Origin of the sequence: Paraburkholderia sp. UCT2, assembly GCF_014397665.1 — a bacterium.
Classification (GTDB): Bacteria; Pseudomonadota; Gammaproteobacteria; order Burkholderiales; family Burkholderiaceae; genus Paraburkholderia; species Paraburkholderia tuberum.
Map to the genome: position 1 here is coordinate 21,118 of NZ_VZQO01000030.1, position 16,955 is coordinate 38,072.

The window sequence follows — 16,955 nt, forward strand, 5'->3', positions numbered from 1 at the left end:
GTGCTGAAGCAGCTTATTTCTCACTCTTCTTCGGAATCTTCGCGCCCGACTTGCGCGCCTGATTCAACGCGATCGCGACAGCCTGCTTGTGCGGCTTGCCATGCTTCGACTCGGTCTTGATGTTGTGCGACACGGTCTCTTTCGATGTACCTTTCTTCAGCGGCATGATCTTCTCCGGGTGTAGATGACGAGAGGAAAAATCAGGACCCGCACGGAATGGCGTCCCTGCCCGAAGCTACGCAGCATATGCTGTGCCCGGGAGCCTCATAGGCCGGATCGGCCGCGTCGAAATCAACCGGAAACGCCCGCTGCCACCGCATTCAACGCCAGCGACACGCCCCCCACCAGAATCAGACTCGACGCCCACACCGCATCGAGATTGAACCAGCTGCGCGACACGAACCTGAGCCCGAGGTAGCGATAAACGAGCCATGCGAGCACGCCGCCGGCCATCGTCATCGCGGCCGCATGCACCGCGGAGACCGACAGCGCCATGCGCAGACTCGTTTCGATCAGCGTTTGGGCGGCTTGGTGCGCGCTGTCCATTGCGTCTGCGCGGCACAGACCGAGGTAGATCGGCACCAGCATCAAGCCAGCGCCGTGCGCGATCGCCACCGCGAACGACCAGAGCGCGAGCCGCGACGGCGGAATTCTCGCCAGTACGCGCGGATGGCGCCGGCGCATCAGCAACACCAGACCGAAGCCGATCACCAGCACGCTCGCGCCGATCTGCATCTGACGCTGCCACGCGAGCACGCTGGCCAGCATCGCGAACGGCAGCATCATCAGCAAGATGGCGAGCGCGTGCCCCGCCGCGAGATAAAGAAGCGCTACGACCAGCGCTTGCGAGCGCCGCTGCATCAGCGCGTTCGACACCGCGAGCGGCCACCCCATCGCCGGATTGAGTCCGTGATACACACCGCTCGCGAGGACGGCCAGCCACAGTGCCGCTTGCGGCGACACCGCGCCGCTCAAACGCCCACCGAGGGATAGCAGAACGAATCGGTCGAGCAGTCGCCGCCTTCGAGGCGAATCTGGTGCGCGCGATAGCCGGCGGGAAACTCGACGAAGTAATCTTCGGCGAGCTCGAGACCGCCATTGGGCTCGGCATGCGCCATCACTTGCACGCCGGGCACACCATCCGGGTAGAACTGGTCGTCCCACGTCGAATAGAGCGAGTTGGTCCAGTAGATGCGCTTGCCGTCGCGACTGATCTCGACCATCTGCGGACCGCCGGCGAAAGCCTTGCCGTTCGGATGCGGCGCGCAATGTTCGATTCCACCGATGCGCACCGAGCCCGTCAATTTTGGCTCGCGCGGTTCGCTCACGTCGTACTGGCGCATCTCGCCGGTGCCCCAGCAGGAGACGTAGAGGAATTTATCGTCGATCGAAAGATCGATGTCGGTGACGAGCGGCGGCACCGCGCCGAAACCTTGCAGCAGCGGCGGCAATTCATCGGCATGCGCGGGCTCCGGTGGAATGGTCGCGGTCTTTTCGATGTGGAAGTGGCCGCCTTCGCGCCACCAGGTCCAGATCGACCCTTCCAGATTCGTCGTATCGACCACGACGCCGATAAAGCCGTACTCGCGGCTCGGGTCGTGCGCGGGCCGCACTTCGAGCGCCATCTGATGATTCGCGCCGAGATCGAGCGTCTGCACGTTGCGCCTCGCGCGCAGATCCCAGCAGTGCACGCGGTGGCCGTATTTGTTCGCGAGCAGGTCTTCGGGCACGATGCCGTTTTCGAATTGCGGCGGCAGCGCCCATTCGGTCGACACCATGTAATCGCGCGGCAGATTCCACCAGAAGTCGTAATGCTTTTCCTGCGCGCCGCGCTCGATTTCCCAGCGGCCCAGCACCTCGAATGTTTGGCAGTCCATGATGAAGATTCCGGGCGGCCCGTCGGTGCCGTCCTTGCCACCACCGCCGAGCGTGCTCACGTAGATGCCCTCCGGTCCGCAATGCACGGTGTGCGGACGCGAATAGCCGGTCTTGCGGAAAATTTCCTCCGGCTCGATGATCTTGTGAATCTTCGCCTGGGTCGGATGCGGCTTCGTATCGACGATATAGATGCGCGACGAGCGCATGCCCGGAATGATCAGATAGCGACGTTCCAGAAACGCGTGGCCTGTCAACGGCGACAACGCGGACGAACACGCGTTCCAGCCGAAGTGATGGAATTCGTCGCCCTTGTTCGGCACCGGCACCGTGTGGACCACCTGGCTATAAGTCGGCGAACCGGGCTTCACGTCGATCACGGCGAGCGCGTCGGGCTGCGAGGAGTCCGGACTTAGCAGCACCGTGTACGCGTATTCTTCCGCCGGCGCATCCATCGCGAGCTTCGGCGATGCATGAAAGGTAGGATCGGGGCGCATTCTCATGACGGCACTCTCCCTGTCGTTCGAACGGTTCTGAACGGAAGCCCGGCCCGCCAAAAATCGAGCCAGCGCATAACTTTAGATTTGTAGTTCACGATAGCCGCGGACGCAACCGGAAATATGCACCCGAACGCAGGTGCGGTCCGACTGCCGGGCCGCATCGCACGAGAACTGCCAATCTGGTGGGGCTGAAGCGGCGCGGGGAAGGCGGTATGGCGGGGTGATATTGGAGGAATGAAAGGGAGCTAGCGGTTTGGGGCTATTGCGCTATCTCGCACGCCGAGCCTCGACAAAGGCCTCGACATAACGCAGCGCCTGTTCGCACTGCTCGGGCGTGAACGCGTGAATGCTCGCCGGAACCGGATCGAAGCCAAGCTCGGTCGCGATCCACCGGATCGCTTTCGCGCGGGCTTCGAACGCGTTGACACCATCGCGGCGCACCTTCCCGGCAACGAGCGGTTCGAGCGCATCGTGCAGCTTGCTCTTCGACTCGCGCAACGTTGCGTCGGCGAGGCGGCCGAGCGGCAGGTTGTGTTTGCTGCGCGAATAAACGCCGATCCACGCCTGACATGCGGTGCAGATCCACAGCGGCCCTTGATCGCTGCGATAGGGGTAGGACTCGTCGCCGTAACGCGCGAGCAACGCACGGTTGCCGCAGTAGTCGCATGACGGCTGCGGCAGTGCCTTGACGGGCTTGCCTACGCGCATGGGGAGTGCCCCCGGGAAAATTCGCCGTACTTCATCGCATCGATCCGACTCGCGGAAACGGGTAGAGCCACACAGTTTAATGGAATGGCCGTATCCGCATGCAAGACTTAGCTTCTCTGCGCGATCTCCATCACCACCCGGCGCCGCGCGGCCAGGCCTTCCGCCGACCGTCGCCGGACCAGTTCCACCACCGCTTGCGGCGCCAACGCCGGATCGCCCGCGTCGAACGGCGGGGCTGGCGCGTATTCGAGTTCGAGCTGGATCGCCTGCGCCTCTTCTACGCCCGCCAGTTCGGCCGCGACGGTCAACCCGAAATCGATGCCCGCCGTCACGCCGCCGCCGGTAATCAGATTGCCATCGCGGACCACACGCGCATGTGTCGGTATCGCGCCGAGCGGTTCAAGCAGCGAGTGAAACGCCCAGTGAGTCGTCGCGCGCCGCCCGCGCAGCAAGCCGGCCGCGCCAAGCAGCAACGCGCCGGTGCAGACCGACGTCACGTAGCGCGCGCTCGCGGCCTGTCGGCAAACGAAGTCGATCGTTTGCTCGTCTTGCAACAGGTCGGTCACGCCGCTTCCGCCTGGCACACAGATCACGTCGAGCGGCGGGCAGCTTTCGTAGGTCGTGCTCGGCGTCAGCACGAGCCCGTTACTCGACACCACGGGCTCCCGTGTCTTCCAGATCAGATGCATCGTGGCGCCCGGCAACGATGCAAGTACGTCGTGCGGGCCAGTCAGATCGAGTTGCTGTACTTTCGGAAACACCAGAAAACCGATTTGCAGGTTCATATGGATACCTTATTCAGGGAGAAATCGAAACACGTGATCCGCCGCGTCTTCCAGGTGGACGGACTGATTCTATGCGCGTAGGCTTTGGCAAGACTGCCATTAACCCCAGTTTTTCTGCCACGCGCGCGCTCCCTCTTACAGCCCCTGTTACACACGATATGTTCAGCGCTCCCCCCTCGATCGTGCTGCTCGCCTTCCCCAACATGCAACTGCTCGACGTCAGCGGTCCGCTGCAGGTATTTGCGTCCGCCAATGAACTCGTCGCGCAGCGTGGGCTCGACGAACTCTACTCACCCCGCGTCGTGGCAGCCGAAGCCGGGCCCGTCACGTCGTCGTCGGGACTTGCGGTACTCGCCGGTTCGCTGCGCTCGGTGAAAGCGCCGGTCGATACGCTGATCGTTCCGGGCGGCTGGGGGATTCGTCAGGCATCGGCCGATCAGCGTCTGATCCGCTGGACGCAGCGCCATGCGCCGCATTGCAGACGCGTTGCCTCGGTCTGCTCGGGCGCGTTCCTGCTCGCCGAGGCGGGACTGCTCGACGGCCGCCGCGTCGCCACGCATTGGGGGCGTTGCGACGAACTCGCGCAGGCGTATCCGCAACTGCGCGTCGAAGCCGATCCAATCTTTATTCGCGACGGGGCTATCTGGACATCGGCGGGCGTCACCGCCGGCATCGACCTCGCGCTGGCCATGCTCGAAGAGGATCACGGGCGCGCGTTGGCGCTCGATGTCGCGCGCGAGCTCGTCGTGTTTCTGAAGCGGCCGGGGGGTCAGTCGCAGTTCAGCGCGACGCTGTCGCTGCAACATGCCGACGACCGTTTCGGCGAATTGCATACATGGATGACGTCGCATCTCGCATCCGACCTGTCGGTCCCCGCGCTCGCGCGACGGCTTCATATGAGCGAGCGCAGCTTCATGCGCCACTACAAGGCGCAAACGGGCCGCACGCCGGCCCGCGCGGTCGAGCAGTTGCGCATCGAAGCGGCACAGCGCTTGCTCAGCGAGACATCCTGGTCGATCAAACGAATCGCGGCGCGGTGTGGATTCGGCAGCGAGGAAACGATGCGATGCAGCTTCGTGCGTCAGCTGCGCGTGGCGCCGCAGGTGTATCGCGAGCGCTTTTCGTCGACGTGACTCGTCGACGTGACTCGTCGACGTGACTCGTCGACGTGACTCGTCGACGCGAAATGCGCGGCCCTCCGACATCACTCAGTAGCGACGTTTGACGATCAGCGTCGCGCCCGTATCGTGAGAATGCAGAACCGCGACGCGCGCGGTGCCGGAGAACACCCAGTCGTCGATCGTCAAGGACAAGCGTCGCTGCGGCGACGCGCCTATCGACAACACTGAACTGTTCATCTGAACGATAGACAATTGCGGCGCGGTAGATGGACCCAGATGCAGAGGATTCGAAGCATTTTGCGCGGCAGGTTTTGCGCCCGGTTCGGACACCGGTGCGAACTCCGGTCCGGACGACACCAATGCCTTCGCAGTGCCGAGCTGGACATCGCGCGTCACGTCCACACTATAGTAATTCTCCATTTGCGCGAAGAACGGCTTGCCCTGATCCCCGTGATACTCCATCGCGTAGCGCTGCTGCTCGAAGTAGTGCCGAGGCTCGGGAATCGGCGGCACGACTTCGACGGGCGACGCGACGATGTTGGCGACCATCATCGCTTGCGGCACATCGCCGAAGGGGCCGCCCGCAAACGCGTAGCCGCTCATCAGGACGAGTACCGCTCCGACAATCCTCTCGTTTTGGCACGTCATCGCATGCCTCCAGTGAAGGAATTGAAATGTCACATGACACGGCGCTCCCGTCGAACCGAGCGCCTTGCAGCGTCGCTTGCACTCAGACATTGTAGTCAGTCATTGGCGTACTGGTAGGTCAAAGTGTGAGGTATCTCGCGTGTGCGGCGAGCGCATGCGCCTTCGCGACTCAGCGCTGGAGTCGACGTCGAAGTGGAACGATTGAGAATGATTCCTGGATACCTGCACCTTCAACCGTTGCAGCGTCAACGTTCGCGCTCGCGTGAGTCAGTCGACTCGTGTCGGCCGGCCATTGAATGCCGGCGCGATCTGCAAAACGATCGTTCGAATGCGCTTTCGCCAGGCGCGCGGCCATGCGAGAACGGCATCCGGCATGAAGCGCGCGACGAGCAGCAGCAACGCGAGCAGCGCTGGACACCAGCGCCGATCGGTCGGCACCGGTTCGCGGCGAGCGAAGCGCGCATCGAGCAGCGCATCGCCGAACGACGTCACGTTCAGCAGGCGCCGGTAGTCGAGGCCAGTCTGCCCCGCCACCGACGCAAGGTACTCGCCGCGCAATTCGGACAACTCCTCGTGCGTTTGCGCCTCGACACCGGAGCCTGGCGTCGGCGGCGCCTGGATCACGTCGTCGGCCTGCCAGTAGCCGATCCGGTTACCGTCGGCGTCGGTCTTCGGAATGGCCGCTGGCTGGTCGCCGCCGACGCCGATCAGCCAGCCCCTGATTCGCGCGGCATTGATGCCCTCCATCAGCGGGCGCGACGCCGATACCGGCGGCGCCTCCTGACCATCGGTGACGAACGCGATAGCCGCGCCGCCGCCGACCTCCTGCGCGACCCGCACGGCCGAATACACACCGCCCTCGGCAATGCGGCTCCAGTTGGTCCAGCGCATGCGCCCGTCGATGCCATCGAGCGACACCAGCAGCGCGTCGTAGTTGCCACAGACTTCGACCGGCGCCATCAGCAGCAACACCCGCTGCCCCGTGAACACGCTCCAGCCGACCTTCGAGCCGCACGGCAAGCGCCCGAGCGCGTCGCGCATCGCGGCCTGCGCGAATTTGAGCCGGCTGACCGGAGCGCCGTCGAGCACCACGTCCTCGACGTCCATGCTTTGCGTGATATCGAACGTCACGATGTAGTTAAACGTGTTGCGCGGCAAAGTGACGTCCGGCATCGCAACCGCCGCAATCAATGCGACGAGCGCGAGCGGCGTCAACGCGTGACGCCATCTTGCGAAGCCGCGCTCGCGCGAGACGCCGCTCATGGCAAGTCCTGGCTCTGCGGGTCACGCAGCCTGACGTTGTGCTGCTCTTTCACATCCGGCCCGGCGAGCGCGGACGGCGTTTCCGGCGCAAGCCACAGCGCGCGCTCGAGGTTGTAGCGCGCGTCCCAATCGTCGGGCGCCGCGCGCAGCGCGAGACGGTAGCGCGCCTTGGCCTCACCGATCATCGCGAGAGACCTGACCGTCTGCGCCGTGTCGCCGCTGCCTTCGCGCAGGTACAGGTTGCCGAGATCGAACAGCGCCGCGCGGCCGACTTCGTCAGGCGGGCTGCCCTCGGGGATCAGACCGTTATAGAGCCGCGCCGCCGCGTCATACGCGCCCGCCTTCGACAGCGCTATCGCGCGGGCCAGTTGGACCTCGCGCGCGTCGTCGCCGGCAGCCTGGTCGCGCGAAGCGGCGTTCGTCGCGAGAATGGCCTGATCGACGCGCTCCGCGTGCTGCAGACCAACGAAGCCATACGCGGCCCACGCGGCGCAACAGATCGCCACGGTGCCGAACAGCGTATGGATCAGCGTGCGCTTCATGCCCAGCTCCTGACCTGCAACTGGTGCAGCAGCACCAGCAGCGCCGAACAGAACAGCGCGAGCGCGAAACAGTACAGACTCAGGTCCTGGCGAGGCAGATGCTCGACGAACGTCGTCGTCGCGTTCTGCTGCCGGTTGATCTCCGCGATCGCCGCCATCATCGCCTTCGGGTCTTCGGCCTGAAACAGCCTATACGGTGTCCTGAGCGTCAGAAAGAAGCGATGCAGCTGCGCTTCGGCCGAGGTTCCGCTGACGGGCTGCGTCGCGTTCAGATCGGGACTGAAGACGCTGCTGCGCAAGTAGATGAAGTACAGGGCGATCTGGTTGCGTCGCAGTCCCGCCTCGATGCGCCGTTGCATCGTTTCGTCGAGCAACGCGCCGCCATCGGAGACCAGCACGATCGCGCGGCGGCCCGACGACAAGCGCCCGTCGAACTGCGCGATCGCCGCGAGCATGCCGCGATCGAGCTCGGTGTCCGGCATGCCACGGCCAATCGCCGTCGCCGCGACAGCGGCCTCGATCACGCGATGGTTGTACGTGAACGGCATCGCCAGCACGGGGTTGGTGCCGAACATCATGAACGCGAGCCGGTCGTTGGGCCGCTGCTCGACGAAGCGCGTCAACGCGGCGCGCGCCACGTGGTTCTTGGAGTCGCCGCGCGGCGCCTCGACGCCCTTGCTGCCCATCGGCTCGTCCATGCTCGCGCTGCGGTCCATCAGGATCAGGATCTGCGCGCCGCTGCCGGTGCGCAGCACCTGCAACTGCGAGCGCCCCGGCCCCGCCAGCCCGACGACGATCGCGGCGATCGCCAGTGCCGCGCCGCCGCGTACGAGCCAGCCGGCCACGCGCCCGAGATCGTCGGCGGGCAGCCACGCGACGCTCGAAAACACCAGCGTGTCGCTGCGTCGCCGCAGCAGCGGCAGCGCGGCGAGCGGCAGCAGCACCAGCATCCACGGCAGGGCGAAATCGAGCCTCATGGTCATCGCTGATGGCGCCTCTCCGCCCGATACAACGCACGGCACAGCGCGTGCAACGACAGCTCGCCGGGATTCCCGACGGCCTTCGGCGCCGGTGTGAAAAAGCGCTCGGACGACGCCAGATAGAAACGTTCGAGCTGCGCGCGCAGCGGTTGCAGATAGGGCGCGCGCGCGAGCAACGCGGATAGCGAAGCCGCATGCACGACCTGGCCGGCGGTTTCGTTCAGTGCGCGATGCAGGCAGACCCACGCATCGTTCGATGAAGCAGCGGGCGCCTCCGGCAGCCGCTGCATCTGCCGCCATGCACGCGCGAACGGCAGCCGTGCCTCCTCGCGTCGGTTGCGCGCCCACCACCAGCTCGCCCACGCGAGCAGGGTCGCGAGCAGCAGACCGAGCGCCCACGCGATCTGCCGACGCCAGCCGGCCGTGCCCAGCATGGGTGCCTGACGATCGGGCCGCAGCGGCTGCAAGTCCCCTGCGGCGAACGCGGTTTGCGGCGTCAACGGTCCGATGCTCGCCGGCCATTCGGCGACCTGCAATTGCGTGCCCGCCGCCGACGTCAACGTCAACGCGGGCAACGTGATCTGCGTGAGCGTCTGCGGCGCGTTGACGACCTGATACGCGATCACCATCCACTTGCGGCCGTTGGCATCGGTTTCGAGCGTCACGGGCCGGCGTTCGAGCCACACGCCCGTGCGTCCGACCGAAGGCGGCGTGACCGCGCCGATGTCCCGATCGTTGGCCTCCAGCAGCACGCGCTGCGTCAGCACATCGCCGAGCACATAGCCGAACGCGCGCGGCTCCTGAACGAGCGCGGTCACCACGGCGGCGCTGGCCGTCGCGCTCGCGGCGCCGCAAAGCGACGCGATCAGCATATGCAGCGCCGCCCGACGAGCGCCGCCACCGCGCACACCGCGCGCGCTCATACCGTCATCTCCAGAAAGTAACGCGACATCGCTTCCGGATCGAACGCGCCTTCGACATAGAACGGCCGGATGCCGCGCGCGCCAAACCCCGCGGCGAGTTCGTCCCGACGGCGCACGACGCCTTCGCGCCAGCGCTCGCGCACATCGCGGGAAAGCCACACGCGACGCTCCTCGCCGGACTCGGCATCGTTGACGGCCAGCAGCGACGCGTGGTGCGGCGGCGTGATCTCGGCCGCGTCCCACACGACCATCGGCACCACGCACGCATGCACCAGCATGTCGAGTACCGACGACAGTCGCGCGAGCGGCCAGTGGAAATCGGACACGACGAACACGAGCGCCTGGCGTCCAGCGATACGGATCGCGCAACGCCGCAATCCTTCGACGGCCGCGCGTCCGGCCTGAAGTTCTGCCTGACGTTCTGCCTGACCATTCGCCTGACGAACAGCCGTTTCACCAGCGCGTTCGCGCAGCATGCTCGCGAGCAGCGAGCCGGTGCCACGCCCCGTGCGCGCCGGCATGAACAGATCGTCGCGTTCGCCGCCATCGAAGGCCAGCATGCCGAGCCGGTCGCCGACCCGGAACGCGCTATGGCCGAGCGCTTCGACGAAATCGGCGGCGACCTCCAGCTTCGTTTTACGGCTGCCGAACCGCATTGACGCCGATACGTCGACGATCACGAACACCGGCACCGCGACGCGCTGCAAATGCACGCGCACGAGCCACTCGTCGCGCGCCGCGCGCAAGCTCGCGCGCAGATCGAGCCGGCGCGGGTCCGGGTAGTCGAACAACCGGCCGTGCATCGCGAACTGCTGACCCGAGCCGAAGCTCGAGCCCGGATGCGAGCCGGGCCGCGCGCCGGCCGCGCGCATCGGCAGACGGTAGTGGAATTCCGCGGTGTCGTTCATCGTGGTGCACGCGCCGGCGGTCAGCGAGGCACGGCGACGTTCGCGACGATCCGCGCGATCAGCGCCTCGGCCAGCTCCTGGCGGCGCAGCTCGTAGATCGGCGTGAAGAACACCCGATGCCCCAGCGCCGGCAGCAGCACTTCGTGAATGTCCTCCGGAAGCAGATGCGTGCGTCCCGCGAGCCACGCGACCACGCGCGCGGCCCGCAGCAGCGCGCTCATGCCGCGCGGACTTGCGCCCGCGAGGATCAGCTGCTCCATGTCGACGCCGTCGAGCGCGATGCCGAAGCGCGCCGGCGTTTCCGTCGCCTGCCAGATGTCATGCACGTAGCGCTCGATCGTCTCGCTCGCCTGCACGCCCTGCTGGATCGCCGCGCCGATCCGGTTCAACTGCTCCCACGGCACGATCGACGGAGTCAGCTGCGCGAGCAGGCCGTCGACGTCGTGGAACCTCGTGTCGAAGACGAGGCTGCGCCGCGCCTCCTCGTCGGTCGGCGTCGGCATGTTCAGCTCGAACAGGAAGCGGTCGCGCGCCGCCGACGCGAGCTCGAAGGTCTCTTCCTTCTCGACCTTGTTGCGGTCGGCGTATACGGTCATGTGCGGAAAGCGGTGCTCGCGGTCGAACGCCCATACGGAACGTTCGGCCATCGCGCGCAACAGCAGCGATTGCACCTGCGGACGCGCGCGATTGATCTCGTTGAAGAAGAAGGTGGTCAGCTGCTCGCCGTGGCGCAGCAGCGGGCCCGGTTCGATGCGCGGCTTGCCGTCGGCATCGACGTAGGTGTGATAGACGAGGTCGCCCGGCATCAGATCGATCGTCCCTTCGACGCGCTCGAAATCGCCGCCAACCACGCGCGCGAACGCCCGCAACACGGTCGTCTTGCCGACCCCGACGCCGCCTTCGAGCAGCACGTGGCCGCGTGCGAACAACGCGACGTTGATGAGCCTCAGCGTTTGCTGCTGACCGACGACGACTCTCGCGACTTCGTTTTCGATCCGCTGGGCGTGAGAACGCCAGTCCTGAAGCTGCTCGCCGGAAACCATCGCTGCGATCCCCTTCCGTGGTGGCTGGCGTTTATTTGCACGACGCTCGAACGTCGACGCGCTTCAAGGCTCGCCAGCCTTCCGTTCAAGCATGGTTTATGCCGATCGTGAGCACGGGACCCAAGAGTTAAATCGAATGCGAAAAGTTGGCAGCCTGTCACGACAGCCGGGTACAGACTGTGCCATCGACGCCGCCTGGGACGCGTCGTTCACCAGCAAGCCGACGAGCGCATGACGCTACCGCTTCGCGCCGACCGGCGGTTTCGCAAACACCCCTGCAAACTGCGCATATTCCTGCTCCAGATGCACCGCCGCATGGTCGAGCAGAAACTGCCGGAACATCATGCTGGTCGGCGAAAGCTGCTTCGTGCGCAGATGCACGACCTGCCACGCGCGTTCGATCGGCGTGCCGTTCACGTCGAGCAGCGCGATCTCGCCGGTGCGCAACTCCAGCTGCAACGTATGCAGCGAGATCAGACTCACGCCCATGCCCGCCATCACCGCCTGCTTGATCGTTTCGTTGCTGCCGAGCGTGACGGTTTTCGCGGGTGTGAACAGATGCTGCCGGAACATCGCCTCGGCGGCCATGCGCGTACCCGAGCCCGGCTCGCGCAGCAGGAAGGTGTCGCGGCGCAACTCCTGCAGATCGAACCGGCGCGCGCCGCACAGCGGATGATCGAGCGGCGCGATCACCACCTGAGGATGACTCGCGAGCGGCTCGGCCGTCGTATCGAGTTCGGGCGGCGGGCGGCCCATGATCGCGAGATCGATCGCGTTGTCCTGCAACAGACGCAGCAACGCGTCGCGATTGCCGACCGAGAAGTGCACGTCGACCTTCGGGTATAGATGCGAGTACATCGCCAGCAGTTTCGGCGCGAAGTAGGTCGCCGAACTGACGATGCCCACGTTGATCGAGCCGCTGTCGGCCTGCTTCAGCGACATCATCGCGTCTTCGGTGTCCTTGATTTCGCCGAGAATGCGGCTCGCGTGATGGGTCAGCACCTCGCCCGCTTCGGTCAGCGTGAGCTTGCGCGCGATGCGCTCGAACAGCCGCAGCCCGACCGCCTCTTCGAGCTGATGAATCTGCATCGACACCGCCGGCTGCGTCAGATGCAGCTCCTCGGCCGCGCGCGCGAAACTCGTATAGCGGCTCGCGACGACGAAAATCTGCAACTGCCGCAGGGTCAGCGTGCGAACGAAATTCAGCTTGACCCGGTTCGTCGCGAAACTCGCGTTCTGCATTTGATTCAGCGACTCGCTCGCGGCGCATTCGATGACGGTTTCGCCGGCGCCTTGCCCGAGGGCAACTTGTTCAGTGCCGATTGAAAGCTCAACGACTCCGTATGCGCCGGATGCGCAAAGTCGTTGTTGGGGCCCGGCACGTCGGTGCGGATCTGCACGACCTGGCCCGGCACGCCGTCGGCGAGCAGGAACGTGTAGCGCTTGCCCGTGTATTGTGCGAAGCGCTCCGCGTTCGGATCGTTCAGATAAGGCCGCACGACGATGCGCCGCGCGCTGACCGGCTTGCCGCCGACCTCGCTCGGCACGCTCTCGATCTGCGGCCCCGCGGCGAGCGCGAGACGCAGACGCTGCTGAAAATAGCGGCGCTGCCCGCCGGTGAGACCCTGCATCTCCGCGATGTCGTGTTCGAGAAAATAAATGATTGCCGGATTGCACTGCAGGCCGCCGATCGGCAGGTTCACGCTGCCGCTATGGTCGGACACCTGTGCGTCGCCTTTCGCGTTGTTCTCGCTCAGCACCAGCACCTTGACGACATCGGCGCTGCGAGACGGCTGCCCGGAATCGATCAGCGCATAGTCGAGTTCGGTCTGCGCGGCGACGCCGTGCAGATGATCGGTCAGAAAAATCAGCCGCTCGGCCGGCGTGATCTCGTCGCCGCCCTGCGCCGACGCCGGACTCGCCGCACGCGCGACGGCTGGCGCGAGGCACAGCACACACAGCGTCCCCATCAGCGCGGCGCGTGCCGCGCGCAGCCAGGCGCCGCCCGCGCGCGTCATGGCGACGCGTCGCCAGGCTTGCCCGCCGGCGCGTCGACCGGTTTGAGCATCGGCACCTGGTAGGTCGCGAGGATGCTGTCGATCTTGTCGTGATTCGCGCCGATCCATTGATCCACCTTGTCCTTCCAGTCCTTCTCGCCGTAGCGCACGCCCATTGAAATCGTGTAGTCGAAGCGGATGCCCGGCCCCGGCGGGAACGGCACGAGTCTGACCGAATCACCGGCGCGCTTCGCGAAGTAGCCGGCAATCGGCCCCCATAGGAACACCACGTCGACCTTGCCTGCGCGCAGGTCGTGTTCGATCATCTGGCCCGGGTACACGGCCGGATCGCCGCTTTGCACCTGGTACGACACCGCCTGGTCGATCAGGTTGTGGCCGAGCAGCCAGTCCACCGCGGGGGTTTGCGAAAAGATGCCGAAGCGCAGCTTGTGCAGTTGATCGGGCGGCAGCTTCAGCAGGTCGTCGGGCGTCTTGATGCTCGCGAACTCGGGGCGGTTCGGCAGCACCATTGCGTAGGTCGAGCGCAGATACGGCTGCGTCGTCGACGTCATGTCATAGCCCTTCGGCACGCCGATGATCAGGTCGCAGCGATAGCGCTCGCTGCCGTCCTCCTTCTCGCGCAGCGTGTGGCGCACGAAGCCCATGCGCTGCGGAAAGTACGTGTATTCGAGCTTGTAGCCGAAGTCGCTCGCCATCTGGGCCGCGATGCGGTTCTCGTAGCCCTCGCCCTTGTCGTTCGACAACGGCATGTTGTTCGGGTCCGCGCACACCCTGAGCACGCCGTCCGCGCCGTCGTTATTCGGCAGCGCGGGGCCGTCCGCCCGGACCGCGGCGCTCGCGAGCGCCGCGCCGCACAACGCGGCCGCGATCACGCTGACATGCACGGACATGCTTCTCTTATCACGCATCGTGAGCCTCCGGAAGAATGACGGCACGGCGTTATTTGGCGTCGATGGCCTTCAGATCGCCCGGCTTGATCTGTCCATCGGAGCGCCCTTTCAGGTACGCGTAGAGGTTTTCCCAGTTCTTCTGCATCATCTGGCTCGTGCTGAAATCGGGCATGCCCTTGTCCACCCGGCCGCCGAACACCGTGCGATGAAACTCGGTCTTGTCCAGCGTCTTGAACGCGTCGATCAGCGACGGCCCGACCATGCCCTGCTGCTGCGCGCCGTGGCAGCGTTCGCAAGCGAGCGCGCGCCACGTCTTCCAGCCCTGCAGCGTATTACTGTCCACCTTGGTGCCGTCGACCACCTTGTACGCGACCTGCGCAATCGAAGGATTGTTCTGCGCGTATCCGACGGGCAGCACGACGAGCGCTGCGGGCAACACCGTGAGCAACAGGATAGATCGGCCTTTCATGCACATGTCTCCATCTGGGAATAAGCCGCGCCCCGATGCGTTTCATCGACGCATCCACCAACGGGCGCGATCTGGGGGTGATTCAATGCTTGGCGCGAGGCTGACGGGGCGGCCATGCCTGTTCAAGCCGCCCCGCTGGTTCAGCCTTTCATTTCAGCCGTTCGTTCAGCTCTTTTCGCCAGGAATCGCGAACACGAACAGCGTGCCGCCGAGCGCGGTGTACTTCGCGAGATCTTTGTAGCCGCCGACCGCACCCAGACCTTCGGTCGGCTTCTCCAGACCTGCCGCCATGCCGATGCCGGCCCAGCCGCCGATGCCCGAATACACGCCGACGTACTGCTTGCCCTGATACTCATACGTGAAGACGTTGCCGATGATTCCCGACGGCGTCTTGAAGCGCCACAGTTCCTTGCCGTCCTTGATACGCACCGCCTTCAGGTAGCCTTCCAGCGTGCCGTAGAACGCGATGCCGCCCCCGGTCGCCAGCACACCCGACCACACCGAGAACCTCTCCGGCTTCGAGTAGACGATCTTGCCCTTGCTCGCATCCCACGCGATGAAGTTGCCCATCGCGTTGCCCTCGTTCGGGCCCGGATACATCGACAGCGTGGCGCCGACATACGGCTGTCCCGACACGTAGTCGACATCGAACGGCTCGTAGTCCATACAGACGTGGTTGGTCGGCACGAGGAACAGGTGCGAGTTCGGATCGTATGCCGCCGGTTGCTGGTCCTTCGAACCGAGTGCCGCCGGGCAGATGCCCTTCACGTTGTGATCGGAGCCGGCCGCCTGCGTCGAGTACGCCGCGTTGCGAATCGGCAGGCCGCTTTGCAGGTCGACACGGTCGGCCCAGTTCACCGCCGGGTCGTACTTCTGCGCGACCAGCAGCTGTCCGGTTACGCGATTGAGCGTATAGCCGAAGCCGTTCCGGTCGAAGTGCACGATCGCGGGCACCTGCTTGCCGTTGATCGTCAGATCGGACAGGATCATTTCGTTGACGCCGTCATAGTCCCATTCGTCGTGCGGCGTCATCTGGTAGACCCATTTGGCCATGCCGGTATTCAGGTCGCGCGCGAAGATCGACATCGACCATTTGTTGTCGCCCGGACGTTGCGTCGGGTTCCATGTGCCCGGATTGCCGGTACCGTAGTACACAAGGTTGAGTTTCGGATCCCACGCATACCAGCCCCACGTGGTGCCGCCGCCGAGCTTCCACTGATCGCCCTTCCATGACTTCAGCGACGAATCCGCGCCCACCGGCACCATCTGGCCGTTGGAGTACGTCATCGTCTTTTGCGGGTCGAGCAGCATATCGTTGTCGGGGCCCGTGCTGTACGCGGTCCAGGCCGGTTTGCCGGTCTTGATGTCGTACGCGATCAGACGCCCGCGCACGCCGAACTCGCCGCCCGAGATCCCGGTCAGCACCTTGTCGCCGAATACGTGCGGCGCATTGGTGTTGGTTTCGCCGGCTTTCGGATTGCCGTTCTGCGCGGTCCACACCACGTCGCCCGTCTTCGCGTTCAGCGCGACGAGCTTGGTGTCGGCCTGCTGCAGGAAGATCTTGCCGTCGCCGTACGCGAGACCGCGATTGACGGTGTCGCAGCACATCACGGAGACGACCTGCTCGTCCTGTTTCGGCTGATACTGCCAAAGGAACGTCTGATCCTTCAGGTTGACCGCAATGACCTTGTTCGGAAACGGGGAGTGGACATACATCGTGTCGCCGATCACGAGCGGCGCGCCTTCATGGCCGCGTAGCACCCCGGTCGACATGGTCCATGCGACCTGCAGTTTGCCGACGTTGTTCTCGTTGATCTGCTTGAGCGGGCTGTAGCGGTGATTCGCATAATCGCCCGCCTGGGTCGCCCAGTTGGCTGGATTTTTCATCAGCCCGTCGAGCTGCGAATCGGCCTGCGCAGCCAGAGAGCCAAAGGCTGCGGATGCGAGGATCGCGAGCCCAAGAACTACAGTGCGTAAGTTCATGTCTCCTCCAGAATTGTCCTGCTGTTCAACTCACGAATGACCCACGCTACCTCATCGCATCGTGCGCGCCTTCTCGAGTGCAGGTAACGATTAACGCGCTATCCCGATTCGATGTCGGGCTTCGCGACGCATGAACGGCCGACGCATATTCCATGCCGGAATAGCGGCAACGTTTGCTGCTATTGGCTGCGCTGCCCCGGCGACTCGGCACGCGCGACGTGTCGCGGCACACGGGCGTTGCACGCCGATGCTTGCATGGCGGTAAGCTGAAGGGCCTGCGTCACGCGATGCGGCACATA

Annotated in this window: 18 protein-coding genes; 1 reads left to right on the top strand and 17 read right to left on the bottom strand. The window is 65.0% G+C overall.

The features are described from left to right. Positions 1-13: 13 nt before the first annotated feature. The 5 genes from F6X39_RS23240 to F6X39_RS23260 all read right to left on the bottom strand — a co-directional run bounded on the left by F6X39_RS23240 (position 14) and on the right by F6X39_RS23260 (position 3,868). Entirely contained in the window at positions 14-166 is a 153-nt protein-coding gene (locus F6X39_RS23240) for a DUF6496 domain-containing protein (RefSeq protein WP_018437257.1), read from the bottom strand. 125 nt (positions 167-291) lie between these two features. Beyond that, the gene (locus tag F6X39_RS23245; protein WP_316251716.1) at positions 292-963 is read right to left on the bottom strand and encodes a hypothetical protein; all 672 of its coding nucleotides are present in this window, start codon (positions 961-963) and stop codon (positions 292-294) included. 8 nt (positions 964-971) lie between these two features. After that, positions 972-2,378 (bottom strand): selenium-binding protein SBP56-related protein, encoded by a 1,407-nt coding sequence (locus tag F6X39_RS23250; RefSeq protein WP_187618271.1) that lies wholly within the window; start codon positions 2,376-2,378, stop codon positions 972-974. 264 nt (positions 2,379-2,642) lie between these two features. Continuing rightward, positions 2,643-3,083 carry a zinc-finger-containing protein gene (locus tag F6X39_RS23255; RefSeq protein ID WP_187618272.1) on the bottom strand — a complete coding sequence of 147 codons (441 nt, stop codon included), beginning with the start codon at positions 3,081-3,083 and terminating at the stop codon, positions 2,643-2,645. Positions 3,084-3,190: 107 nt separating this feature from the next. Further along, positions 3,191-3,868 carry a DJ-1/PfpI family protein gene (locus F6X39_RS23260; RefSeq protein WP_184039189.1) on the bottom strand — a complete coding sequence of 226 codons (678 nt, stop codon included), beginning with the start codon at positions 3,866-3,868 and terminating at the stop codon, positions 3,191-3,193. A gap of 158 nt (positions 3,869-4,026) precedes the next feature. On the opposite strand from F6X39_RS23260, the gene F6X39_RS23265 reads away from it, so the two are divergent. Beyond that, complete coding sequence (locus tag F6X39_RS23265; RefSeq protein WP_187618273.1) at positions 4,027-5,001, top strand: GlxA family transcriptional regulator; 975 nt, start codon at positions 4,027-4,029, stop codon at positions 4,999-5,001. A gap of 75 nt (positions 5,002-5,076) precedes the next feature. Here the strand turns inward: F6X39_RS23265 and F6X39_RS23270 are convergent, their stop codons facing one another. The 12 genes from F6X39_RS23270 to F6X39_RS23325 all read right to left on the bottom strand — a co-directional run bounded on the left by F6X39_RS23270 (position 5,077) and on the right by F6X39_RS23325 (position 16,656). Then, entirely contained in the window at positions 5,077-5,637 is a 561-nt protein-coding gene (locus F6X39_RS23270; RefSeq protein ID WP_187618274.1) for a hypothetical protein, read from the bottom strand. A gap of 267 nt (positions 5,638-5,904) precedes the next feature. Further along, positions 5,905-6,900, bottom strand: a complete 996-nt coding sequence (locus F6X39_RS23275) for an MxaL protein (RefSeq protein WP_187618275.1) — start codon at positions 6,898-6,900, stop codon at positions 5,905-5,907. Next, positions 6,897-7,442 carry a tetratricopeptide repeat protein gene (locus F6X39_RS23280; RefSeq protein WP_187618276.1) on the bottom strand — a complete coding sequence of 182 codons (546 nt, stop codon included), beginning with the start codon at positions 7,440-7,442 and terminating at the stop codon, positions 6,897-6,899. The genes F6X39_RS23275 and F6X39_RS23280 overlap by 4 nt, the downstream gene beginning before the upstream one ends. Then, a complete protein-coding gene (locus F6X39_RS23285) occupies positions 7,439-8,425 on the bottom strand; it encodes a vWA domain-containing protein (protein WP_187618277.1) in 987 nt (328 codons plus the stop codon). The genes F6X39_RS23280 and F6X39_RS23285 overlap by 4 nt, the downstream gene beginning before the upstream one ends. Further along, positions 8,422-9,345 carry a calcium incorporation protein MxaA gene (locus F6X39_RS23290; protein WP_187618278.1) on the bottom strand — a complete coding sequence of 308 codons (924 nt, stop codon included), beginning with the start codon at positions 9,343-9,345 and terminating at the stop codon, positions 8,422-8,424. The genes F6X39_RS23285 and F6X39_RS23290 overlap by 4 nt, the downstream gene beginning before the upstream one ends. After that, complete coding sequence (locus F6X39_RS23295; protein WP_187618279.1) at positions 9,342-10,253, bottom strand: DUF58 domain-containing protein; 912 nt, start codon at positions 10,251-10,253, stop codon at positions 9,342-9,344. The genes F6X39_RS23290 and F6X39_RS23295 overlap by 4 nt, the downstream gene beginning before the upstream one ends. A 20-nt stretch (positions 10,254-10,273) precedes the next feature. Next, positions 10,274-11,296 carry an AAA family ATPase gene (locus F6X39_RS23300; RefSeq protein ID WP_184051982.1) on the bottom strand — a complete coding sequence of 341 codons (1,023 nt, stop codon included), beginning with the start codon at positions 11,294-11,296 and terminating at the stop codon, positions 10,274-10,276. A 237-nt stretch (positions 11,297-11,533) separates the two neighbouring features. Then, positions 11,534-12,538: a LysR family transcriptional regulator gene (locus F6X39_RS23305; protein ID WP_187618280.1), complete on the bottom strand. Its 1,005-nt coding sequence runs from the start codon at positions 12,536-12,538 to the stop codon at positions 11,534-11,536. A 5-nt stretch (positions 12,539-12,543) separates the two neighbouring features. Beyond that, the gene (locus F6X39_RS23310) at positions 12,544-13,314 is read right to left on the bottom strand and encodes a hypothetical protein (RefSeq protein WP_187618281.1); all 771 of its coding nucleotides are present in this window, start codon (positions 13,312-13,314) and stop codon (positions 12,544-12,546) included. Beyond that, a complete protein-coding gene (locus tag F6X39_RS23315; RefSeq protein WP_184039159.1) occupies positions 13,311-14,222 on the bottom strand; it encodes a substrate-binding domain-containing protein in 912 nt (303 codons plus the stop codon). The genes F6X39_RS23310 and F6X39_RS23315 overlap by 4 nt, the downstream gene beginning before the upstream one ends. A gap of 31 nt (positions 14,223-14,253) precedes the next feature. Continuing rightward, entirely contained in the window at positions 14,254-14,673 is a 420-nt protein-coding gene (locus F6X39_RS23320) for a c-type cytochrome (RefSeq protein WP_187618282.1), read from the bottom strand. Between the two features lie 165 nt (positions 14,674-14,838). Further along, on the bottom strand, positions 14,839-16,656 hold the full coding sequence (locus F6X39_RS23325; RefSeq protein WP_187618283.1) for a methanol/ethanol family PQQ-dependent dehydrogenase: 1,818 nt from the start codon (positions 16,654-16,656) through the stop codon (positions 14,839-14,841). Positions 16,657-16,955: the final 299 nt, after the last annotated feature.